Here is a 23,142-nt window from a genome sequence, read left to right as displayed (position 1 = left end):
GCGCACGCTTAGAATGCTACTTCTGGCATGTTGTGAGAACTTCTCGAATCGCTGCGCGGACACCAACCAAACTAAATGTGTGTTGCGCATACATATTATCGCGGCCATCAACTCTTAGAACCATCCAATTTCCGTCCATCATCTCGTCTGCCAGTAAACCTTCGTCATCTAGTAAATATGCTCTATTTCCCCCCTCTGCTCCAGAGCCAACCAGCCGATTGACAACTCCTCCATCTATGTTCGCCTCAACGTGTATTTGTTTATCCAATGGAAGTTTAGAGTGGTCTACGATGACAGAGTGTACTTTTTCATGAGCACAGTAGTGAAAAAGAGACGCTGTATTTTTTATAGAGTGCAACACGAAAACAGCATTTGGTTCATCGGTGAAAGGGTCAATAGAGGCTCTAACTGTAAAGCTGTTCGCGTATACCAGGCTTGAAGTTAGGCATAGAAACACTAAAAGTGATGCGTGTTTGCTAGTCACAGAACTCTCCTCCGTAGTCATTGTAAACAGTTTCTGCTTGTTCGCGAAAATATCGATCTTGGTACATCTTACGATGTAGAAAATGAGCCGCTATTAATATTTTTGAAAATAGTGTTTGCAAAAACAGCGATAATTGAACGCTGTTTTTTATTTTGATAATGAATTAGATTGTAACGAGAAAAGCTTGTCGACTTGCTGACATCTGTGCGAACTGTGGTTCTGACATGGTGGTTTATAGCTCAACGATTAGCTAGCGCCTTCAACTAAGAGGAAAATGAAATGAAAAAATATCTCAAGCTATTGATATTAGGTGGGTTTGTGATGCTGCAAGCATGCTCATCATTGCCTTCGCAAAATAGTTTAACGAGTGTCGTTGGAGTCGAGAACATGAGCCAAGCTGTTGCAGACTTGCAAAATCCGCAGAAACAAGATGAGTTCTCCGATGCGATGAGACGCGTCGCTGATGAAGTGTCAAAAGATCCATCGTATGAGCGTATTCCTTTAGATAGTTCAGAAGACATGGAGTGGTTTACTGCTCGAGCATTTTTACTATGGGATGGTCAACTATCGAAACAAGATTTTATAGCCCTTGGGACTCAGCGCTTTCCAAATTTAAGGGTATCTTTCGAAAAAGTCGCTTCAATATTGGTTTAAACCAAAGCGAGTGAACAAGATTGCACAAGGGTCAAACATAGCCACAACAAGCTTTCCATCAAGCTCTTAGCCACATAAATAAATTGGGAATATTACGAATGAGATATAAATTAATTTTAACAGCAGTCATTAGTGCAGCGTTTTCAATGCAAGTTTATGCTGCGTCATCGCAATCATATATTGGTGGTGCATATGGCGTTAAACAGAGTGAAGATTTAGATGGGATTACCGCTAATTCAAGTCATTCTGGAATAGCGTACAGTATTTATGGCGGTTATAGGTTCAACCGGGTAGTTGGTATTGAGACATCATATACAGACTACGGAGATATATCGGCCGATGGACATACCGCCTTTTCACCTACATCTCTCTCTGCGTCAGCAAATTTAGGGTACTCATTTGACAATGGTCTTCGACCGTTTGCTCTAGTCGGCTTGAGCTATGTTGATACCAATGCAAGCTCTGAAATGCCTCTAGCGAGTGACTCTGAAGCTGGATTTCACCTAGGGATCGGTTTGGAATACAGTCCAATTGAGCAAATGTCACTAAGAGTAATGAGTGTGGCAGACAGTCTAAATGTCGATAAGGTCACCAGCAAAGAAGTGAAAGAGCACACTATTGCGCTTAATTCAGTCCAGCTTGGTGTGTCATATAATTTCTGAACAAACCACGCTTTGACTTATCAGTAAGCCAGCCATCGATACTAAAAATATCGATGGCTGGCTTATATTGACCAACGCCAATCGTAGCAAGGCTTGAGCTTAGTCCAACATCAATTACAAATAGCGATTGCGTAGGTGATGCTGAAAATGCTCAGCATTGAGCGTCTCACCCGTCGCGGCCTTGACCAATTCATCAGTCGTCAGCAAGCTACCTTTGCTCCAGATGTTGTCTGACCGCCAAGTGAAGATAGGGGATAAGTCGCCGTTTTGAATCGCGCTATCCACATCAACCGATTGCTTCATTGAAGCCATAAACTGCGCCGCATACATTGCGCCGAGTGTGTAGCTTGGGAAGCAACCAAAGGCGACATCGGTCCGGTGAATAATGATAACTAACGTGTGTGGGCAAATTGAGGCCGTATTTGACCACGGACTAATTTTGACATAGTGTTTCGGTATAACTTTTAGTGAGGTCACTATGAACAAGACTCGTACAATGTCGCAACGTGCAGCAAAGGACTGCCTTGGTACTCCTGAAGCCTTTAAAGGCGGCTGTGTGGTTACAAAAAATGGTTCGGCTGAGTTGTATATTCAAACTGCGGACGAAAGAGAGCAGGAACAAAGAGTTATTGACGCTGAACGGCAAGCTAATGCCCTATTGAAGTTGGCTATGATGGCTAAACAAGATGTTGCTACAGATAGAGTTCATTCTAAAGAAGCAGTATTAGAACGCCTTCGCGCCGCAAGGAGCTAAATCTTGGAAGTCATTTTTACTGAAATGGCTGTTAACTGTTTATTGGAAATCGAATCTCTTGCTGGCGAAAACTATTCCGCAGGAAAGGTGGCTGCATTTACTGATGGACTCGTTAATCGAAACCATGATGCCATTTCAGAGAACCCGGAACGTTATAGGTATAACGCTACGTTGCTGGACTTTGGAATCAAGTTTCAGGAAAGGCTAGATAGCTCGTATCGGTGTCTATATGAAGTCATTGATAATAAAGCCTATGTGATGCTGATTTTACATACTAAACAAGACTTAATTAGCGCTCTGTACCGCCATCAGATACTAAGAAACCTCAATTAAATAACAAGTGATGCGAGAACAGCCCATTAGACTGTTCTCGCAGTCGATTATAGATAGCGACTTCTTAAATGTTCTTGGAAGAACTTAGCATTGAGCGTCTCACCCGTTGCCGCCTTGACCAATTCATCGGTGGTCAGCAAGCTACCTTTGCTCCAGATGTTGTCTGACAGCCAAGTGAAGATAGGGGATAAGTCGCCGCTTTGAATCGCGCTATCCACATCAACCGATTGCTTCATTGAAGCCATAAACTGCGCCGCATACATTGCGCCGAGTGTGTAACTTGGGAAGTAACCAAAGGCGCCATCTGTCCAGTGAATATCTTGCATGCAGCCATTTTTATAGTTGCCTTGAGTCGACAGACCAAGGTATTGCTGCATTTTAAGATCCCACAGTTCGGGCACATCGGTGTGTTTAATATCGCCGTTAATCAGATCTCGCTCAATCTCATAGCGCAGAATGACGTGGGCCGGGTAGGTCAGTTCGTCGGCGTCGACGCGAATAAAGTCTTTCTTAACCCGCGTATAAAGCTTTTGGAAGTTGTGTTGAGAAAACAGCTCTGGATTATGTTCGGTAAAGTGTTTGTTCGCCAAGCGCGAAAGGTGGCCAATAAAGGCGTCACTGCGGCCAACTTGCATCTCAAAGAACAGCGATTGTGATTCATGAATCCCCATCGAGCGAGCTTCACCAGAAGGCAGACCTGCCAACGCTTTTGGCAGCCCTTGTTCATAACGAGCATGACCGGTTTCATGTACGATGCCCATTAAAGACTGAACGAACTCGCTTTCATCATAACGTGTGGTGATACGCACATCGGTAGGCACGCCGCCACAAAACGGGTGCACGCTTTCATCTAAACGGCCGTGCTCAAAGTCGAATTGCAGCAGTTGCATCACCTCTAGGCCGAGGGCTTTTTGCTTGCTGGTGGCAAACTGGCCTTGTGGAGCCAAGTACTGCTCGCTGGATTGCTTGTCGATCACTTGATCAATCAAGTCAGGTATCCAAGTTTTGACTTCACCAAACGTCGCATCAAGAGAGGCAGAGCTTGTGCCGGGCTCGTAGATGTCTAACATCGCGTCGTAGGCCGATAAACCGTTCGCTTCGGCGCGGATTTGCGCTTCTTCCTGAGAGAGCTTGACCACTTCAGCCCAGTTTTTTTCAAAACCGTGCCAGTCGTTGTTGCCGCGTTGAGTGCGCCAAGCGTGTTCACATTTCGAGCCGGCAAGAGACTTGGCTTGTACCAGAGATTCAGGCAGCACATTGGCTTGTTGCCACTGGCGTTTTAGCTCGCGCAGGGTGGCGCGGTCGGTGGCGTCGAGTGATTCATTTTCTGCGTCGGCAAACCACTCTTCGAGTTGTGGTTGGGTTTGCAGCCCATGAATGTGAACCGAAAGCTCTGCCATTGCTTCGCTGCGAGCTTGATTACCGCCAGCGGGCATGACTGCTGCTTGGTCCCAGCCACAAATGGCTGCTAAATGATTAAAATGAGAGACTTTTTGTGCGTGTGCTTTTAGTTTATTGAATGCGCTCATAAGCCGCCTTCCGTGACTGTATAAAACGCTGAGTCTATCAATCAAAGCGGCTGAGACCAAGTTGTTAGCTCGCGTTATTGGGTTGAGTTATTGATGGCTTGCGTGCTAGTGAAATGCCAGAAGGATTGACGCTGCTTAAGAAGTATGACAATAAAGAGGAAAACAAATAAACGGCAGTGGGCAGTTGTGATAGAGAACTTTGAAGCATTTTTAATAGCGATTACCATTTTAACTTTAACCCCTGGACTTGATACCGCCTTGGTGCTGCGCAACTCCTCGCGAGGCGGGTTCAGTGATGGTGCGACCACCAGTTTAGGGATATGTCTTGGCCTGTTTGTCCATGCCAGCTTCTCGGCCATCGGTATTTCTGCGATTCTTGCTCAGTCTGCACAGCTATTTAACGCAGTAAAAATGGTCGGTGCGGCCTACTTGATTTGGTTAGGTGTGACGACGCTGCGCAGTGTGTGGCAAGGCCAGCTGGGAAGTGTCAATGTTGGAGCTCAGCATCGCCAATTAAAGCTCTCTCGCTCTTTGCGAGAAGGGTTCTTGTCTAATGTGTTAAATCCAAAAACAGCGGTGTTTTATTTGGCGTTTTTGCCTCAATTCATTAACCCAGAAGGCTCAGCGCTGTGGCAGTCGATGCTTATGGCTTCGATTCATTTTGTCATCGCTATGGTGTGGCAATGTGGATTGGCTGGGGTGTTGAATTCAGCGAAAAACCTTCTCAAGAGCGCCAAGTTTATGCGCCGGATGGAAGCCACCACTGGCGCAGTATTAGTTGGCCTAGGCGTTAAGTTAATGGTTGAAGAGTAGGTGCAACATTTACTCTAAACATATAAAAACAGCGACTTAAGTCGCTGTTTTTTTTGAATTTAGTTTTGCCACTGTGGCTGCTTGTAGCCATTTACCGTTGCAGCAAAGTATTGCTTGGTCTCTTCAATCACCACACTTCGGAGAGCGATGAGGCCGATCAGGTTCGGAATCGCCATCAAGCCATTCACGATATCGGCAATCACCCAAATCATATCCAAGTGTAGGAAAGCACCTGATGCCACTAAACCAACGAAAATCAGCTTATAAGGCAATACTGCTTTGGTGCCCAATAAGTACACCACGCAGCGCTCACCGTAATAGTTCCAACCTAAGATGGTGGTGAAAGCAAAGAACATCAGACCAATCGACACCAGCATAGGCCCCAAGGTATCTGAGCTTAGTCCGACGGCGAAGGCATGAGTGGTCATAGCTGCACCCGCAAAATCACTCTGCCATGCCCCAGTTAGTATCAGCGCCAAGCCCGTCATGGTACAGATGATGATGGTGTCAAAGAAGGTGCCTGTCATTGAAATTAGGCCCTGTTTGACGCACGAATCGGTTTTGGCCGCCGCTGCTGCCATTGGCGCACTGCCTAATCCCGATTCGTTTGAGAACACGCCGCGTGCAATGCCTGACTGAATCGCCAACATGATACTCGCGCCAAGGAAACCACCTGTCGCAGCGGTAGAGGTAAAGGCAGAAACAATCACTAACTCGACCGCTGCAAGTAGCTGGTCGGCATTCATGATGATCACGCTTAAACACGCCATGACATAGAACAGCGCCATGGTCGGCACAACTTTACCCGCCACTTTGGCGATCGACTGGATGCCACCTAAGGTAACAAAGGTGACTAAAAGCGTGAGCACAGTAGCGGAGATTTCGCGTGACACACCAAAAGAGATCTCACTGGCATCAAGGATGGCATTCACTTGCGGGAAGGTACCGATACCAAAACAGGCGACACCAAGGGCGAAAATAGCAAACATCACTGCGAGCGCTTTTGAGCCGACACCGTATTGCAGGTAGTACATTGGGCCGCCAATCATTTGGCCTTTGTCGTCCATTTTACGGTATTTCACCGCCAGCAAACACTCGGCGTATTTAGTGGCCATGCCGAATAGGGCAGCAAGCCACATCCAAAAAAGAGCACCAGGGCCGCCCAATTTGATGGCCGTTGCCACCCCGACGATGTTACCCGTACCTATGGTCGCTGACAGTGCGGTACATAAAGCAGCAAAGCTTGATACGTCGCCTTGCTTATTAGAATCGCTCTTACTGAACACCATTTTTAGTGCTGTGGGAAGGTGTCGAAACTGAAGTAAGCCTAAGCGAAAAGTGAAATAGACACCGGTCCCGACCAACAGTATTAACAGTGGTGGTCCCCAGACAAAATTGTCGATAGTAACGAGTAGAGCGTGTAGGTTATCCATGATTTCCCCTTAATTAATAAAACTATAAGGAGAAGAGGGAAAGGGCAGAGATCAAGGATCTCCTATGGCTATAGGCAGAAAAGCAATACAGCTGATTAAGTCTTTCCACTCCTCTGTCCTTTTGCCTGAGAGTTTCACCTAACATTAGGTTTGCTCCTTCGGCGACCGATTAAACGGTTCTCTCCAGAGGTTCCTCCAACAACAGTCCCCGCTACCTAGGTAGCACCTGAAAGATTTACTTCTTCGGTAGGTTATTTTTCCAAAATGTTAAATTTTGGTTAATAACCGCTCTCCTGCTGTCTTCATCGGAACAATTGCTCAGTAAGTTGAGCAAAAGCTAGTCAATAGCACTGGTGGCTACTGATGTGTGAACTCTATCATTATATTGGTGTAATTCAATAGAAATTTTGCATGCTAGCGCAAAAAAATAGCGCCGTTTGGCGCTATGAGTTTTTTGTAACCATGGTTCAGAAGTAGTTAGCGTCAACCAGCTCGCTAGTTTGTACAGATTTCACTTCATCTCGAGCTTCAAGCCAAGCGGTGACTTGTGCTTTTTGCTCTTCCGTTACATCAACGTAGCGCTCGGTTGCGCACAAGAAGCCTTCAAACAGCTCTAGGCCGCCGCCACCAAAGCAAAGACCGAGTGTGTCGATGTAATCAATGAAGTCATCGACAAAGGCATCATAGCGATCAAAGTCGTCGATGTTGGTTTCACAGCTGAGCTCAAACCCCAGCATGGCAAACTCGCCCAAAAAGAGTTTCTTTTGAATACGACGTTTTTTGTTGTCAACTTTGAATGGTTTCATTTGCTTGTCTCTCTGTTATTTCGCGGCTATTTAACCATGATGTGAATCTATTCGCCAAACAAAATGCGGCATGCTGATGGCTTTTTGCTTATGACTGGTAAGAGTGGAGTAATAAGTAACCGTTTGATCCAATTAATTTAATAATCATGCAGAGTAAAACTACGCGCCTCTGACTATTCCTGCGTAAAATGGTATAAAGTATGTCATCAAACCTTGCTAAGGAGAGATTATGACTAGGTTGCTGGCCATCGTGTTTTTAGCGGCTATTGCGTTTGTCTTGATCCGTTATCGCACCAGTGAAAAACTACAAAAGTATGTGGTCATTACCCTCATCTCTGGCTTTTTAATTTATACCGCAACATTAATGATTACCGAGTTGATGCGTTAGTATCAGGAGTGTTTAAGTGAACCAACAGACAGACAACCAAGACAACGAAGACGTGGTGGTGATTGAGGAGCGAGACAACAAGACGCTTCTTTATATTGTGATTGCTGGCGTTCTCGGTGTTGCGCTGGGTGGCTTACTGGGCTCGACGTTAACGGCGCAAAAATGGCAATCGACCTATTTGGAACTGGAGCAGCAGTATCAGACACTGACCAAAGATAAGCAGCAATTGGTGGTCAAGGTCGAACAAAAGGTTGCTGAGGTCGACAATGAGATAGAGCAAAAGTTACAACAGGCGATCGTCGATCAGCAAGCTGAACATAAAAGCGAGATTGAAGCGTTGCAGCAGCAGTTGCAAGAGTTAGAAAAGGTCAACTTGTCACTCGAACAACAGCTAGGCGAGCAAAAACAGCAGCTTGAATCGGCCACTGCACAGAATAGCCGTTTGAACCGACAAGCAGACATGCAAGCAACCATGTTTGAACGTTCACGAGAGCTGTTTCAGCAGGAACTCAAAGTCAAGCAACAGCTCGAAGCTTTAGAGCAAGAGCGTGAAGAGCTCGGGCCTCGTATCGAGGAACTCAAAAAGGCCTGTGACCTCTACCTAGAGGGCACTTCATGGGAGGCGAAGTCGGACTCTTGTGATAAGCAAGATGAAGCCTCATCGCGCTTAAGCCAAGTAGAGCAGATGATACGCGTGCATCAACTCGATTTGAAACAGATAGATGCTCTTTCTGAAGAACTCGGTCTGTAACTGACACGCCAAAAAACATTAAGCGTCTCACTTTTGAGGCGTTTTTTGTCGTTAAAACGCAGTCAAATCACCGCCGGAGCAGGACAAAGCGAAATTTTGCGCTACTGTTTATAGTAATAAGCGGGGAAGCAAGGTTAGTGATGCAACTGTTTAAAGTATCGCAAGGAGTGCAAGTGATTGCCTATATCGCCTATCTACTGGCGGTGGGGGCAATGACACACACTTTAATGGGTCAGACGCATCCCTGGCAGTTGAGTTTTTACCTGTTTCCGCTACTGTTGCTCCTTGCCCTCTACGTCACCAATCGCTCCCTTAAACACGTTTTTGCTTTTGCTGCACTGTCACTGTTTATGCTCGGTGGGCTGATCCAGCCGTTTCAGCTTGACGCAGTTCGAGTGTGCTTGTTCTTACTTCCTTTGTGTTACATCGTGTTGTTTCCGGGCTCATTGTGGCCAATTGCAGTGTGTGCGGCGTTGATTAATGTTCTGCTTTATCAGCTACCTATTTCTGACTTCAAATTGTTCGTTTCAACCTCGATTGAAGTGACGGCACTGACGGTGTTTTCTACTTTAATGACTTACTTTTATGTCAAAACACGTCAACAGGCAGAGAAGTTTAAAACAGAAAGCCAGACCGATTTTCTGACCAAATTGCCCAATATCAATGCGTTTATGGAGGATGTTGAGCGAGTCAACCAAGAGAATGCCGCACGTTTTGCACTGATTTACATTGGTCTGGAAGGGTTTAAAAGTGTTAATGACCGATTAGGCTACCGTTATGGCGATGATTTACTTATTGAGTTTTCACGCTACATAAAAGATATCGTGGCAGAAAATGGCAAGGTCTATCGTTTTGGTGGTGATGAGTTTGTCGCTTTAATTGAACACAAGGAGCTCGCTCTCAAGCTCAATCATGTGGTGGATGAGCTTACTCGGTTTAAGCGAGTGATGTTTAAGGTCGATAATACCTCACACCGTCTGTCGTATTGTGTGGGGGTGGCGCTTGGCAAAGATGCCCAAGGTAACCATGAGGTCTGGATAAAAAATGCTGACTTTGCGCTGTTTAAAGCGCGCTCTGAGGGCGCCGGATCAGTCTGCTGGTTTAACGATGAGCTGCTCAGCGAAACCATCCGCCAACATCAAATCGAAACCGAGATCAAATCAGCGCTGCTGAGTAAGCAGTTCGTATTGTTGTTTCAACCAAAAGTCTCGATTGAGACAGCAAACATCGTCGGCGCAGAAGCGCTGCTGCGTTGGAACCATCCGTATTTGGGGCCAATCTCGCCCGCTGAGTTTATCCCCATTGCTGAAAAAACCACTCAGATTGTGCCAGTGGGGCATTGGATTATCTTTGAAGCGTGTCGCCAAGCGAAGCAGTACCACGATCAGGGGCTGGAGGTATGCGTCGCGGTAAATGTCTCGACGGTCCAGTTTGCCCATAGTGACTTGTTTGAAGTGGTTTGTAAGGCATTGAGAGAAACCGAATTACCCTCTCATTTGCTGCAAATGGAAATTACTGAGTCAGCATTGATGAGCGACCCTGAACACATCACTGATATCTGTCGTCAACTACGCGCTATTGGGGTATCGATCGCCATCGATGACTTCGGGGTAGAATACTCCAGCCTTAAATATCTCAAACAGCTTCCGGTTGATGTGATTAAAATTGACAAATGTTTCGTCGACGGCTGTGCGACCAATCATTCTGACCGCGTCCTACTGCGCACCATTATTCAAATGGGTCGAAGCTTGGGGATTAAGTTGGTCGCTGAAGGGGTCGAGCATCAGCAGCAACTTGACGTGCTTCGCGAAGAGCAATGTGACCAATATCAGGGCTATCTGTTCTCGCGTCCGCTCACCCACGATGAATTTGCCTCTATGATGCAAGAGGAACAGCGGGAAAAACGGCGAGTGAAATTAGTCAAAGAGTAGAGCCGCGCCTTGAGTGCGGCTCTTGTCTTTTAATAGGAGGAAAGGCCCAGTCGGATCAACGTCCTTTAGTGCGTCAGGTAGTGCTCAACGAAGCGGGCAATGTCGACCATATCTTCGACTGCAATGTACTCATCGGTGGTGTGCACTTTGGCCATGCCAGTGGATAGATTAACGGTAGTCAGACCTTTCGCATTAAAGTTATTAGCATCACTGCCACCACCAGTCGCTTGAGTCAAAGGCGTCGCGCCGATAGCGTCAAATGAGGTCTTGATTTGCTCGATATGCGGGTCGTTTTCAGCAATCACAAACGCGTCGTAAGCGCGAGTTGATTCTATCTCAACCGACGCACCATGCTTGTCTGCTGCCGCTCGGAAAGTCTCTAGCATGTGATCCACTTGTTTGGCGAGTTTATCACCATTGAGTGAGCGGGCCTCTGCAACCACTTTAAGCGCCGGCATAACAATATTGGTCGCATTGCCACCTTCGACAATACCGATGTTCGCGGTGGTCTCTGAGTCAATACGCAGCAGCTTCATTTGGCTAATCGCCTCCGCAGCCACTTGAATTGCGCTAATACCTTCTTCTGGCGCTAACCCAGCATGGGCTGGTTTGCCGATGAAGTTAGCCACGATATGCTGTTGTCCTGGCGCCGCGTTAATAATGGTGCCAATCGGGCCGCCGGAATCTAACACAATCGCTTTGCTGGACTGGATGTAACTCATATCAAAGTGCTCAGAGCCGCGCAGTCCGCCTTCTTCATGAACGGTAAAGGCTATCTCGATGGTTTTGTGCGCCAGTTTCTGCGCTTGAATCGTGCGAACGGCTTCTAAAATGGCGGCAATGCCAGATTTGTCGTCGCCACCCAAAATCGTGTTGCCTTTTGAACGTATGATGCCATCGTCGATGATAGGTTCGATGCCAACTCCTGGCGTCACTGTATCCATGTGACAACTAAACACTACGCCGTCGTCCAATTCGCCTGCTAGTCGTGCATATAAGTTGAAGCCATTGGAGACATTTTCAGGCACTGGCAGCTTATGCACAACAAAACCTAGTTCGCCCAACTGCTCGGCTAAACGTTCACTGATTTGCTTTTCATTGCCCGATTCGCTGTCAATTTTGACCAACTCACAGAAGTGGTTGACGAGACGATCGCGATTGATAGTGGTCATTGTTTTACCTCATTTAGGAACAGAGGCCACTACCTTAGCGGCCACGGTATGAGCTTGGCCTGAGCTACATCAAGCTATCTCCCGATTGACGAAACAATGGCCTAAGTGATGTGCGCATGTTGCAGTCCATAGATTTGGCCACAGGTAACAGGTTGAGGGCTCGAACTAAACGATGCTTGTTACCATTCTGGTTTGGATGTAAAAAATATGTTACCTAGAGTTTTGGTTTTATGTGATTGTATTTAAATGCTAAATTAGTATTTGGTCGGTCTGGTTTACACTTTTTTATTACACCCTGTTAACCTTGAATTAAACGTAAGAGGTTCATTTTTTTACTCACTTAAGCCAAGTTATTGATAGTGACACGGTAGTGATATCAATAATGAGGGAACAAAAATGAACGAAGTGTATAACCCACTAGGTACGGATGGCTTTGAGTTTGTCGAATACACGGCAGCCGATGAAAAGGGTATCCAAGATCTTAAGCAGTTGTTTAGCTCTCTTGGGTTCGCTGAAGTCGCCAAACATCGTTCAAAAGAGGCGTGGCTATACCGCCAAGGGGATGTCAACTTTATTGTCAACGCGCAGCCACACAGCCAAGCGCACGAATTTGCCAAGATTCATGGCCCTTCGGTATGTGGTATGGCTTTTCGCGTCGCGGACTCTGCCAAAGCAATGGAGCACGCAATCGCGCACGGTGGCGAGCAGTATGTTACCCAAATTGGTCCAATGGAGCTGAGTATTCCTGCCATCTATGGCATCGGGGAGAGTCTGCTGTACTTTGTTGATCGCTACCAAGATGGCAGCATTTATGAGGTCGATTTCCGTTTCTATCCTGATGCTAAGGAGCGACTCGCCAAGATGGATGTGGGCCTATACGAGATCGACCACCTTACTCACAATGTTCGCCAAGGGAACATGGATGTTTGGTCGGGTTTCTATGAGCGCATCGGTAACTTTAGAGAGATTCGTTACTTTGACATTGAGGGTAAACTGACAGGCCTTGTCAGCCGAGCGATGACGGCACCGTGTGGCAAAATCCGCATTCCAATCAATGAATCGTCAGACGACAAGTCGCAAATTGAAGAGTTCATTCGCGAATATAACGGCGAAGGCATTCAGCACATTGCCCTAACGACTGATGATATTTACACCACAGTACAAACACTTCGCGACCGTGGCATGGACTTTATGCCGACGCCAGATACGTACTATGAGAAAGTTGATAGTCGAGTGGAGGGGCACAGTGAAGATGTCGACAAGCTGCGCGATCTGCAAATCCTGATCGATGGCGCGCCAATGAAAGACGGTATTTTGCTGCAGATTTTTACCCAAACGGTAATTGGCCCTGTGTTCTTTGAAATCATTCAGCGCAAAGGTAACGAAGGCTTCGGTGAAGGTAACTTCAAAGCGCTGTTCGAATCGATAGAAGAAGATCAAATTCGTCGTGGAGTGCTCGACAATGCATAAGTGGATTACATTCCCTCATCGGGAGGGAGTGTGCTCCAAGCAGGCGCACGCCGACTTTCCCGAAGAGGCGATTTATGAACGAGAAGCGGGACGCAGTGGCTTTTTTGGTCCGGCGTCTCACTTCCATCATCAACATGCTCCAACCGCTTGGAGTGAGTGGCAGGGCGATCTCAAGCCTCGCGCGTTCAACTTCAATTTGGTTGAGCAAGCGGTTCAGACTTCACCTTGGTCGGTGCCGCATTTGCTGCATAACGCCAATTGTAAAGTTCGAGTGTGGAAGCTGGACAGCGCAATGGAGCACTTAGTGCGTAACGCCGATGGTGACGAGCTGTTGTTTATCCATCAAGGCAAAGCCGATCTTTACTGCGACTACGGACACTTAGAGGTTGTCGAAGGGGATTATGTGATGATCCCGCGCTCAACCAACTGGCGTTTAGAGCCTGCTGAACCGATGTTTGTATTGATGATAGAAAACACCGACGCGGCGTACACCTTGCCTGAGAAAGGTATGGTCGGCAATCACGCTGTGTTTGATCCTGCCGTTTTGGATGTGCCTAGTATTGATCAAGCGTTTAAAGACCAGTACAGCGAGCAGGCAACTCAAGTTCACATCAAACGTCATGAGCAAGTGAGTGTGGTCACATACCCGTTCAACCCACTGGATGCAATTGGATGGCATGGCGATTTGTCGGTGGTGCGAGTTAACTGGCGGGATATCAGACCCTTGATGTCGCATCGCTACCATCTTCCTCCTTCGGCACACACCACTTTTGTTGGGCAGGGGTTTGTGATTTGTACCTTTGTGCCTCGCCCAATTGAGAGCGATCCAGGCGCGCTAAAAGTGCCGTTTTATCACAACAACGACGATTACGATGAAGTGCTGTTCTACCATGCAGGTGACTTCTTTAGCCGTGACAACATTGAAGCGGGCATGGTGACTTTCCATCCCGCTGGTTTTACTCACGGTCCGCACCCCAAAGCGTTTAAGGCAGGGCGAGAGTACAAGAAGAAATTCACTGATGAAGTGGCGGTGATGATTGATACGCGCCATGCGCTCAATTTCAGTGAGCAAGCACAGCAGGTCGAGAACCCAGAGTACGTGTACAGCTGGCAAGAAAAATAACAAGGGATCCCATATGAAGTTAGCTACCCTAAAAAACAACAGTCGCGATGGTCTGCTGGTCGTCGTTAGCAAAGATCTCAGCAAATGTGTCGCGGTACCTGAAATCGCGCAAACGATGCAGTATGCACTCGACAATTGGAGCGATGTCGAACCACAACTGCACGAAATCTCGGTGGCACTCAACAGTGGTGAGTTGACCAACGAAATGGCCTTTACCGCGCAAAGCTGCGAATCGCCGCTGCCGCGCGCCTACCAATGGGCGGATGGCTCTGCCTACGTGAATCACGTTGAGTTAGTGCGTAAAGCGCGCGGCGCTGAAATGCCGCCGAGTTTTTGGACAGATCCCTTGATGTATCAAGGTGGGTCAGACGCCTTTATTGGCCCTTGCGATGATATTCCGGTTGCCAGTGAAGAGTGGGGCATCGATTTCGAAGGTGAAGTTGCGGTAGTCACTGGTGATGTGCCGATGGGCGCTTCGGAGCAAGAGGCGGCGAAAGCGATTCGTTTGGTGATGTTGGTCAATGATGTCTCACTGCGTGGTTTGATTCCTAATGAGTTGGCGAAAGGCTTTGGCTTTTTCCAATCAAAACCGTCATCAGTATTCTCTCCAGTGGCGGTCACCCCAGATGAACTGGGTGAAGATTGGGATGGGGGTAAACTGAATTTGCCTCTGCTCAGCTTCTACAATGATCAGCCGTTTGGTTGCCCCAACGCCGGTGTTGATATGACGTTTGAGTTCCCACAGTTGGTTGCTCATGCGGCTAAAACCAGGCCGCTTTCAGCGGGTGCCATCATTGGCTCAGGGACGGTATCCAATAAACAAGGTACCGACTATGGGACCGCGATTGCCGAGGGTGGTGTCGGCTACTCCTGCATCGCCGAAGTGCGAATGATCGAAACCATTCGTGATGGCCAACCTTCGACCAGTTTTATGAAATTTGGTGACCGTATTCGCATCGAAATGAAAGACTCAGATGGACACTCCATTTTCGGAGCGATTGATCAGCAAGTGGTGAAGTATGCCTGATCGCATTCTTTACGGTTACTGGCGCTCGTCGGCGGCCTATCGTGTGCGTATTGCCCTCAACCTCAAGGGGCTCGAGTACCAACAGCGCAGCATCCACCTAGTCAAAGCGGGTGGGGAGCAACACACTGCGGCATTTCAGCAGTTGAACCCCAACCAGTTGGTGCCTGTGCTGGTGGATGGCGATATGACGCTAAACCAATCATTAGCGATTATCGACTACCTCGACGAAACGTATCCACAGCAACTGCTGACACCAACAGACAGAGAGCAGCGTTATCTGGTGAAAGCGCTGGCTCAGGATATCGCGATTGATATCCATCCACTCAATAACTTAAGGGTGCTACAGTATCTTTCCAACTCGTTGGATGTGGCAGACACCGATAAAATGCGTTGGTACGCGCATTGGATTGAGCATGGATTTAGTGCGCTTGAGCAGCGATTAAGTCAAACCCATGGGCGGTATTGTGTTGGCGATCAGGTGAGCTTGGTTGATGTGTGCTTAGTGCCACAGGTATACAATGCGAAGCGTTTCAATGTCGATATGTCACCTTATCCGATTATTGAAAGTGTGACGGCGTCACTTAATCACCTCGATGCTTTTCAGCAAGCCATGCCAGAAAAGCAGCCTGACGCAGAGCGCTAGTCCTTAAAACGCAAAAAGCCACCGACTCGGTGGCTTTCTTATCTTCCTTTCAAAACATAGCAAGTTAGCGTAGCGTGTTTGATTGACGCTCTCTGTGTTGTAACTCAGCAATGTTAAACTGGCGCACATCCAGTGCAGCCAAGTCGTGACACTCTTTACATGAGTGGTGGCTCTTGCCGTCGACGTAATCATGTTTGGTTAGCATGCTTGGTTTTTTACACCAATCACATACGCCTTCAATGGTAAACATAGTGTTCTCCCCACCTTTATTGCTTAGGTGTTATTATCGCGCGGCATTATGACATGATCAGGACTATTAAGTTAATTGTTTGTTACTGGTAATGGGAGGGTGATCGATTGCGCAGCCCTGTATTTTCGAGCGTGATTGAAAAACTCGGAACAATAAAGTGGATTTTGTAACTATTTGTTAACTTGTTTCAAGATCACTTTTAACGCCTGATTTAAGCGTTTCATCTCTTCTTCACTGCCTTTTAAGTCAGGATGATAAATTTTGCTCAACTGCTTGTACCTTAGCTTGATGCTTTTTTCGTCGGGGATGTGATTTGGGCTAAAGCCAAATAGGGCGCAGGCAAGGTTGAGAGGGTTATCTTTGTAGCTGACCGAAGGCGTCGATGTTTTACTGCTGGCTTGCAGTTTCTTCACATGCCGATAGAGGGTCTCTAGCTGGCGTTTTTGCTGCTTCAAGGTGTCATCTTTGCGTTTGATTTCGCGTTCAAGCTTGAGCTGTTGGCGCTGTTGGTCGCTATCATTCGAGTGGACACTCATCTTTAGTTGCTGCTGGCGACGAAGCAGAAATAGGCTCGCAAGCACGCTTGCGACCAGAGCCGTGACTAAAGAGTAGATGACGGTGTTTTGATCCTGTTGACTAACAGAACGCGACTTTGCGCTGGGACTGAGCTCTATTTGTTCGGCATCAAACGCTTCTTCCAATTGATCGAGCGTGGCGACTTGTTCGGCGCGGCGATTGTTAAACTGCTGCTCAAGTACTCGAGCGTACGCTTGTTCAGCGTCAGGATTGTTTCGCGCTGCTTCTTGATACCAAAGCTGTGCTAAGTCGAGGTTGTCAGTGGGTTGGTTGAGCTGTTCATACACTTCACCGAGCAAACGTGGCGCTTGCTCATCACCAAGGATAGCCGCTTTGGTTAGCCAAAACAGGGCAGTCTCGATATCTTTGTTCGTGCCTGTGCCAGTGAGATAAGCGTTCGCCGTTGCGACAGCGGCGACATGACTGCCGTTTTGCGCGGCTTGCTGATACCAATACAGCGCTTCACTGTGTGATTGCTCTACCTCATTGCCTCGTGCGTATTTTTCTGCGAGTTCGAGCTGGGCATGAACACTGTTGTTTTGCGCACTTTGTATAAGTTCCTCAACCGTTTGTGCGGCAGTCATAAATGAACAACTCAGTAGCAATAACAGCAGTAGGCGCAAAATAATCTCACATCAATCGAAACACTATTGGCTAAGTATATCAATTCACCGCATAAATTAGACCCATAGGGCAAAAAAAATGGCTTCCGAAGAAGCCATTGTCAATTAAGTTGACCCGCCCCGTTATTTGAGTGGCAAGATCTGAATTTCGACTCGGCGGTTACACGCTCGACCCTCGGCGGTGCTGTTGCTGCATAGTGGGTAGCGTTCGCCGTTGCCGCGAGCGATCGCGCGTCCAGCAGCAACACCTTGACCAACGAGATATCCGCGTACGGATTCGGCGCGGCGTTCAGACAGAATTTGGTTGGTCGTATCACTGCCGGTGCTGTCGGTGTGACCATCGATCACTAAACTGGTGTCTGGGTATTCAACCAATATCCGCGCTACACCGCGCAGAGTTTTGTGAATGCTTGGGTCGAGCTGGTAGGAGTTAGTTTGAAAGCCAATACCGTTTTCTAGGCGCAGCAAGAGTTGATTTTCGCCCACGCGTTCAACTTGAACCCCTGAGTCTAGCAGCTCTTTGCGTAGCGCTGCTTCTTGTTGATCGAAGTAGTAGCCGATACCACCACCGACCGCAGCCCCGCCGGCAGCGCCAACGAGTGCGCGTTGTCGGCGCTCTTTGGCATCATCACCGGTTGCTAAGCCGACAGCGGCACCCGCAATGGCGCCAATCAGCGCGCCTTGGGTTGCAGAGTTGGTCTCTGTTTCGCCAGTAGTAGCGTTTTGTCGCTGTGTGGCCTGACAGCCAGAGAGGGCGATAGCGACTGCAAGCGCAAGCGTAATTTTCTTCACGATAACTTCTCCGTGTATCATTATATTTTGACCAGATTGTTCTGGTGAATGTGTACCATGAATAAAGCCGATACCATGCACACTGTCAATTGATGAATAGATTAATTGACTGAATATTAACGATAGCTGAATAAGCTTTGTGCTATCGCAGCATTTTGGGGGCTTGTGCGCCGTCGATTGGGCGATTCACTGAAACGGTGCGGCCTTTTTTTAGCCCGACTTCATAATCTTCAGTCAGGTTCTTCATCGCCTCACGCAGCTGCTGTTTGAACGTCTCACGGTCGATGTTTTGAAACTCTTTGTCGATGTAATCGTCGATTTTTTTTGCTGATTCTTCGTCAGGACTGATGATAGGCAGCTTTTCGAGTGCGCCTTCGACCCAACCGGAAAGAAAGGAGTTAACGCGTCGAGTCACTTCTGCGGTTGGTGTACCTGTACCGGCAAAGCTATTACGAAAACGGCCAGTTTGTTCATTCATCTCACGATAAATGATGTCGAACGCGAAGGCGGCAAAGATGGCGCGATCGGCTTCACCGATAAATTCGACTCGTTTTAGCCCTTTGTGATTGAGCAGCACCGCTTCGACGCCGAATTTGGTATTGATGCCGCGAATGATACGCAGCAGGTTGGAGCTGACATCAGCAGGTAATAAGTGAGTGGATTGGGTTTTGCCCATTTTAATGAACTCGATGTCATCTTTATCGAGGCCGTATTTCAGCATCAAACGGTGCGCCATTTTTATCGCATTAGCCGCTTCGTTGACGTTAGCTGAATTACCGAGCTCTAGACATTTCGCAATTTTTTTGAGGGCTTTTTGTTTATCCATCGACCGCATCAAATCTCACTAAATTGACAAAGTCGGACATTTTACCGTTTTCAGCGCCAAAACGGAAATCGGATCGAGTAAAAATGACAAAGGCTAACCCCGATGGAGTTAGCCTAAGCTGAATAGAAAGAGAGAAGGATTAGATGCCTAATTCATCAAGCAAGTCGTCGGAATTGCCTTTCTCAGCCGCCGGTTGCGACTGCTTCTGTTTCATTTGTTGCTGAGCTTGCTCAAGAATATCATCTGGACACTCGTCTTCTGCCACTTCGAATTCTTCAAGTTGAATGAACTCGGTTTTATCCATGGCTAACTCAAGATAGAAGATATTGCCTTTTTCCGTTGAGAAGGTGACTCGGCGAGCTTGTGGGCGATCCAAATTGGTGTCGACAGACAAGTTTACCTGCTTGTTGAGTGACAACATTTTGGGTTGGTTTTGAGTGATGTGCGTTTGCAGCTCTTTGCGCACTTGGTTGGTAAAGTGACCCACCAACTGGTTCATCAGTTCGCCCAACACATCGGCCACTTCATCTGAGGTATGAAGCACTGCCAACTCATCTTCCGGCATTCCCATGTTGCGCATGTAGTTGGTGTAGAGTTCTAACGCTGCCTTAGACGTGAAGTTGATCACCACCAAACCTGAGAATCCACCGTCGAATAGCACGAAGCAACCGAAGTCAGGCTTTAAGCTGGTTTTTGTGATTTTTTGTACCATGGCTGAATAGGTCACATTCGAGCTGGTGGCAGAGGTGAGAACGCCAGAAACAGACTGACACAATTTCAATAGAATATCTTCGGTAGTTACGACTTTGTTTCTTTTCATTGATGATTCGCTCATAAAGACACTTACAATTTAGAAAGGCTAGATATAAGTGTGGGAAAAAAATGCGATTTTTACCATTCTGACACTGCATTTCTGTTTTGATCACCCTTTTAAATGTTGTAAAGTGACCTAATTCAAAAAATAGTTAAAAACCAGATGACCCCAGTGCTGATAGGATCGGCGTCGTAGGGGGCAGGAAGCAAATGTTACCAAGATTACATTCACAGTCGGATGTTGATCCGATCGTTCTCACCTTTCTCGAAGCGCTCAAAAACGCCGGTTTTAGCGGCGATATCGAGAGCCAATATTCAAACCGATTGGCCGTAGCCACCGACAACAGTGTTTATCAGCAACTGCCTCAAGCCGTAGTGCACCCGAAAAGCACTCAAGACGTGATGCTGATTGGCAAACTCGCCACTAAACCTGAATACGAACGCGTGACCTTTTCGCCTCGTGGTGGCGGTACGGGCACCAATGGTCAATCACTGACCAAAGGGATTGTGGTCGATTTGTCTCGCCACATGAACAAAGTGCTAGAGATCAACGCTGAAGAGGGTTGGGTACGAGTTCAAACCGGTGTCGTGAAAGATCAACTTAATGATGCGGTACGCCCTTACGGCTATTTTTTCTCGCCCGATTTGTCGACCAGTAATCGCGCCACACTCGGTGGCATGATTAACACTGATGCCTCGGGACAAGGGTCGCTAAAATACGGTAAAACTTCCGACCATGTTCTCTCTTTGCAAGCGGTGTTTGCCGATGGTTCGGTCCTTGAGTCTGACCTATCTCATGGTATGCCAACCGAGGGCGAGTTTGCTTATCAGGCTTATCATCAAACTGAGCGAGTTTGTCGTGACAAGCGTCAGCAAATTGAAGATAAATTTCCTCCACTCAATCGCTTTCTCACCGGCTATGACCTAAAAAATGCGCTCGATACCGACAATGACTGCTTCGATCTAACGCGGGTGCTTTGCGGTGCAGAGGGTTCACTGGCGTTTATCACCGAAGCAAAGCTCAATCTCACTCCGATTCCGAAAGCTCGTACTTTGGTCAACATCAAGTACAACAGCTTTGACTCAGCGCTGCGCAATGCGCCTTTCATGGTCGAAGCCAGCGCGTTGTCGGTAGAAACGGTCGATTCCAAAGTGCTCAATCTCGCCAAACAAGACATCGTTTGGCACACCGTCAGTGACTTGTTGACCGATGTTCCTGGCAAAGAGATGCAAGGGATCAATATGGTGGAGTTTGCTGGTCAAGACGAACAAGAGGTCGCGCAGCAAGTGAGCTCACTGTGTCAACGTCTTGATAGCATGATGGAAGACAATCAAGCCGGAATTATCGGCTATCAAGTGTGTGATGATCTAGCCAGTATCGGCCGTATCTACAACATGCGTAAAAAAGCTGTGGGGCTGCTGGGCGCGGCAAAAGGTCGAGCGAAGCCCGTCGCCTTTGCCGAAGATACCTGTGTACCGCCAGAGAATCTGGCGGACTTTATCGCAGAGTTTAGAGAGTTGCTAGACGCCAAATCGCTCAACTACGGAATGTTTGGTCACGTTGATGCGGGCGTATTGCACGTACGGCCGGCTTTGGATTTGTGCGATCCCAAACAAGAAGCCCTGATGCACGAAATCTCTGACGAAGTCGTCAAGCTTGTCGCCAAGTATGGTGGTTTGATGTGGGGCGAGCATGGCAAAGGGTTTCGCTCGGAATACGGTCCAGAGTTTTTTGGTGATGAGCTGTTCACCGAGCTTCGCCGCGTAAAAGCCGCATTTGACCCGCACAACAAAATGAACCCGGGTAAAATCTGTACGCCGCTTGAGAGCAACGAAACGTTGGTGAAAGTCACCGACACCAAGCGTGGTTACTATGATCGACAAATTGATGTTGAAGTGCGTGATAGCTTTAAACAGGCGATGGAGTGTAACGGCAACGGCTTATGTTTCAACTACGATACCTCTTCGCCGATGTGTCCTTCGATGAAAGTCACCGCCGACCGTCGTCATTCACCCAAAGGACGTGCGGGCCTAGTTAGAGAGTGGCTACGCCAATTGACAGAGCAGGGCGTGGATATACTTGATCTCGAGAAACAGACGCTTGAGAAAAACGCGTCAATTAAAACCATGATTGACCGGGTGCGTAATAACCTTAACAAGCGTCATGAGTATGACTTTTCGCATGAAGTGTATGAGGCGATGAATGGGTGTTTGGCGTGTAAAGCCTGTGCCAGTCAATGTCCGATCAAGGTCGATGTGCCGAGTTTTCGCTCACGATTCTTGAACATCTACTACTCTCGCTATCAACGTCCGGCAAAGGATTATCTGGTTGCCAACATTGAGACTATGCTGCCGCTGATGGCTAAAGCCCCTAAGCTGGTTAATGGGGCGTTAAAGCAACGTTGGGTGCAAGATTTAACAGCAAAAACCGTCGGTTATGTGGATGCACCACTGCTATCGACCCCCACCTTGAGTGAACGGCTTGCGCACTTACCGCGTTTCGATTTACAGCAGTTGGCTGCCCTATCGCAGCAGGATAAAGCTAACCATGTCGTGATCGTTCAAGACCCCTTTACCAGTTACTACGATGCAGAGGTGGTGGCCGACTTCGCTCAACTGGTAATGAAACTCGGCAAGACACCGATTCTGTTGCCGTTTAAGCCCAATGGCAAAGCGCAGCACATAAAAGGTTTTCTCAAACAATTCGCTGCGAATGCGGCGAACACTGCTGCCTTTTTGCAACAGGTCGCCGACATCAATATTCCATTAGTTGGGGTCGACCCTGCGCTAGTGCTGTGTTACCGCGATGAGTATCAAGAAGTGTTAGGTGACAAGCGTGGTGATTTTGAAGTGCTCACTGTTCACGAATGGTTACAGCCGCGATTGGCTGAATTTGAACAAGCTGAACAGAACGACGCCAAGCCTTGGTATCTGTTTGCTCACTGTACTGAGAAAACCAAGATGCCCAATGCCGAAAAAGAGTGGGGCGCAATTTTTGCCCACTTTGGCGCGAGCTTGCAGACTGTACCGGTAGGATGTTGTGGCATGGCGGGAACGTTCGGCCACGAAGTGGATAAACTGCAAATGTCGAAGGACATCTACGGCTTAAGTTGGAAACCACGCTTACAAGATTTGCCACAGGATCGCTGCCTGATCACCGGTTACTCTTGCCGAAGTCAAGTAAAGCGCTTTGAGCAGGTGAAGACCAAGCATCCGCTGCAAGCTTTGCTATCTATCATTTAGTGCGTTCGATAGCTCAACCGAAAAAGTTGAGCTATTTTTTTATTGG

General features: G+C 47.6%; 23 protein-coding genes, 1 pseudogene and 1 riboswitch. Of the genes and pseudogenes, 13 read left to right on the top strand and 11 right to left on the bottom strand.

From position 1 onward, the window contains the following. Nucleotides 1-16: 16 nt before the first annotated feature. Nucleotides 17-484: a hypothetical protein gene (locus MTO69_RS07695; protein WP_248328040.1), complete on the bottom strand. Its 468-nt coding sequence runs from the start codon at nt 482-484 to the stop codon at nt 17-19. Nucleotides 485-763: 279 nt separating this feature from the next. On the opposite strand from MTO69_RS07695, the gene MTO69_RS07690 reads away from it, so the two are divergent. Then, on the top strand, nt 764-1,138 hold the full coding sequence (locus MTO69_RS07690) for a hypothetical protein (protein WP_248328038.1): 375 nt from the start codon (nt 764-766) through the stop codon (nt 1,136-1,138). 98 nt (nt 1,139-1,236) lie between these two features. After that, nucleotides 1,237-1,800, top strand: a complete 564-nt coding sequence (locus MTO69_RS07685) for a porin family protein (protein WP_248328036.1) — start codon at nt 1,237-1,239, stop codon at nt 1,798-1,800. A 114-nt stretch (nt 1,801-1,914) separates the two neighbouring features. Here MTO69_RS07685 and MTO69_RS07680 read toward each other — a convergent pair. Continuing rightward, nucleotides 1,915-2,184 (bottom strand): annotated as a pseudogene (locus tag MTO69_RS07680) (carboxypeptidase M32); the annotation flags it as partial. Between the two features lie 94 nt (nt 2,185-2,278). Here MTO69_RS07680 and MTO69_RS07675 point away from each other — a divergent pair. Both MTO69_RS07675 and MTO69_RS07670 read left to right on the top strand, forming a co-directional pair. Then, the gene (locus MTO69_RS07675) at nt 2,279-2,554 is read left to right on the top strand and encodes a hypothetical protein (RefSeq protein ID WP_248328035.1); all 276 of its coding nucleotides are present in this window, start codon (nt 2,279-2,281) and stop codon (nt 2,552-2,554) included. Nucleotides 2,555-2,557: 3 nt separating this feature from the next. Further along, a complete protein-coding gene (locus tag MTO69_RS07670) occupies nt 2,558-2,887 on the top strand; it encodes a type II toxin-antitoxin system RelE/ParE family toxin (RefSeq protein ID WP_248328033.1) in 330 nt (109 codons plus the stop codon). 47 nt (nt 2,888-2,934) lie between these two features. On the opposite strand, the gene MTO69_RS07665 is transcribed toward MTO69_RS07670, so the two are convergent. Then, complete coding sequence (locus tag MTO69_RS07665) at nt 2,935-4,416, bottom strand: carboxypeptidase M32 (protein WP_248328031.1); 1,482 nt, start codon at nt 4,414-4,416, stop codon at nt 2,935-2,937. A 144-nt stretch (nt 4,417-4,560) separates the two neighbouring features. On the opposite strand from MTO69_RS07665, the gene MTO69_RS07660 reads away from it, so the two are divergent. Beyond that, a complete protein-coding gene (locus MTO69_RS07660; RefSeq protein WP_248328029.1) occupies nt 4,561-5,229 on the top strand; it encodes a LysE family translocator in 669 nt (222 codons plus the stop codon). Between the two features lie 59 nt (nt 5,230-5,288). On the opposite strand, the gene MTO69_RS07655 is transcribed toward MTO69_RS07660, so the two are convergent. Both MTO69_RS07655 and MTO69_RS07650 read right to left on the bottom strand, forming a co-directional pair. Then, nucleotides 5,289-6,662 (bottom strand): alanine/glycine:cation symporter family protein, encoded by a 1,374-nt coding sequence (locus tag MTO69_RS07655; RefSeq protein WP_248328027.1) that lies wholly within the window; start codon nt 6,660-6,662, stop codon nt 5,289-5,291. Nucleotides 6,663-6,765: 103 nt separating this feature from the next. Further along, a riboswitch (glycine riboswitch) is annotated at nt 6,766-6,859 on the bottom strand. Between the two features lie 270 nt (nt 6,860-7,129). Next, nucleotides 7,130-7,468: a 50S ribosome-binding protein YggL gene (locus tag MTO69_RS07650; RefSeq protein ID WP_248328025.1), complete on the bottom strand. Its 339-nt coding sequence runs from the start codon at nt 7,466-7,468 to the stop codon at nt 7,130-7,132. A 229-nt stretch (nt 7,469-7,697) separates the two neighbouring features. Here MTO69_RS07650 and MTO69_RS07645 point away from each other — a divergent pair, with 229 nt between their 5' ends. The 3 genes from MTO69_RS07645 (at nt 7,698) to MTO69_RS07635 (ending at nt 10,538) form a co-directional block, all read left to right on the top strand. Then, on the top strand, nt 7,698-7,856 hold the full coding sequence (locus tag MTO69_RS07645; RefSeq protein ID WP_176287706.1) for a hypothetical protein: 159 nt from the start codon (nt 7,698-7,700) through the stop codon (nt 7,854-7,856). Nucleotides 7,857-7,872: 16 nt separating this feature from the next. Continuing rightward, nucleotides 7,873-8,607: a chromosome partitioning protein ParA gene (locus tag MTO69_RS07640; RefSeq protein ID WP_248328023.1), complete on the top strand. Its 735-nt coding sequence runs from the start codon at nt 7,873-7,875 to the stop codon at nt 8,605-8,607. Between the two features lie 140 nt (nt 8,608-8,747). Beyond that, complete coding sequence (locus tag MTO69_RS07635; protein WP_248328021.1) at nt 8,748-10,538, top strand: putative bifunctional diguanylate cyclase/phosphodiesterase; 1,791 nt, start codon at nt 8,748-8,750, stop codon at nt 10,536-10,538. Nucleotides 10,539-10,603: 65 nt separating this feature from the next. Here the strand turns inward: MTO69_RS07635 and MTO69_RS07630 are convergent, their stop codons facing one another. Beyond that, nucleotides 10,604-11,710: a M20/M25/M40 family metallo-hydrolase gene (locus MTO69_RS07630; RefSeq protein ID WP_248328019.1), complete on the bottom strand. Its 1,107-nt coding sequence runs from the start codon at nt 11,708-11,710 to the stop codon at nt 10,604-10,606. A gap of 396 nt (nt 11,711-12,106) precedes the next feature. Between MTO69_RS07630 and hppD the strand changes: the two genes are divergently transcribed. The 4 genes from hppD to maiA are packed head-to-tail and all read left to right on the top strand — an operon-like array spanning nt 12,107 to nt 15,973. Next, entirely contained in the window at nt 12,107-13,180 is a 1,074-nt protein-coding gene (gene hppD / locus MTO69_RS07625; RefSeq protein WP_248328017.1) for a 4-hydroxyphenylpyruvate dioxygenase, read from the top strand. Next, nucleotides 13,173-14,303 carry a homogentisate 1,2-dioxygenase gene (locus tag MTO69_RS07620; protein WP_248328015.1) on the top strand — a complete coding sequence of 377 codons (1,131 nt, stop codon included), beginning with the start codon at nt 13,173-13,175 and terminating at the stop codon, nt 14,301-14,303. Before hppD ends, MTO69_RS07620 begins: the two co-directional genes overlap by 8 nt. Before the next feature lie 13 nt (nt 14,304-14,316). Continuing rightward, nucleotides 14,317-15,330, top strand: coding sequence for a fumarylacetoacetate hydrolase family protein (locus MTO69_RS07615; RefSeq protein ID WP_248328013.1), 1,014 nt, complete (start codon nt 14,317-14,319; stop codon nt 15,328-15,330). After that, a complete protein-coding gene (maiA, locus tag MTO69_RS07610; RefSeq protein WP_248328011.1) occupies nt 15,323-15,973 on the top strand; it encodes a maleylacetoacetate isomerase in 651 nt (216 codons plus the stop codon). Before MTO69_RS07615 ends, maiA begins: the two co-directional genes overlap by 8 nt. A 64-nt stretch (nt 15,974-16,037) precedes the next feature. Here the strand turns inward: maiA and MTO69_RS07605 are convergent, their stop codons facing one another. From MTO69_RS07605 to MTO69_RS07585, 5 genes are all read right to left on the bottom strand, one after another. Then, nucleotides 16,038-16,223, bottom strand: a complete 186-nt coding sequence (locus MTO69_RS07605; RefSeq protein WP_248328009.1) for a hypothetical protein — start codon at nt 16,221-16,223, stop codon at nt 16,038-16,040. A gap of 170 nt (nt 16,224-16,393) precedes the next feature. After that, nucleotides 16,394-17,383: a J domain-containing protein gene (locus tag MTO69_RS07600; protein WP_248328007.1), complete on the bottom strand. Its 990-nt coding sequence runs from the start codon at nt 17,381-17,383 to the stop codon at nt 16,394-16,396. Between the two features lie 162 nt (nt 17,384-17,545). Beyond that, nucleotides 17,546-18,214: an OmpA family protein gene (locus MTO69_RS07595; protein WP_248328005.1), complete on the bottom strand. Its 669-nt coding sequence runs from the start codon at nt 18,212-18,214 to the stop codon at nt 17,546-17,548. A 142-nt stretch (nt 18,215-18,356) separates the two neighbouring features. After that, nucleotides 18,357-19,040: a DUF2786 domain-containing protein gene (locus MTO69_RS07590; RefSeq protein WP_248328003.1), complete on the bottom strand. Its 684-nt coding sequence runs from the start codon at nt 19,038-19,040 to the stop codon at nt 18,357-18,359. Nucleotides 19,041-19,179: 139 nt separating this feature from the next. After that, nucleotides 19,180-19,860, bottom strand: coding sequence for a DUF3334 family protein (locus MTO69_RS07585; protein ID WP_248328001.1), 681 nt, complete (start codon nt 19,858-19,860; stop codon nt 19,180-19,182). A 203-nt stretch (nt 19,861-20,063) separates the two neighbouring features. Here MTO69_RS07585 and ydiJ point away from each other — a divergent pair, with 203 nt between their 5' ends. Then, nucleotides 20,064-23,096: a D-2-hydroxyglutarate dehydrogenase YdiJ gene (gene ydiJ / locus MTO69_RS07580; RefSeq protein WP_248327999.1), complete on the top strand. Its 3,033-nt coding sequence runs from the start codon at nt 20,064-20,066 to the stop codon at nt 23,094-23,096. Nucleotides 23,097-23,142 lie beyond the last annotated feature (46 nt).

Source organism: Vibrio sinaloensis, from assembly GCF_023195835.1.
In the GTDB taxonomy this organism is placed as follows: domain Bacteria; phylum Pseudomonadota; class Gammaproteobacteria; order Enterobacterales; family Vibrionaceae; genus Vibrio; species Vibrio sinaloensis_C.
This window is presented reverse-complemented; position numbering and strand designations above follow the sequence as displayed.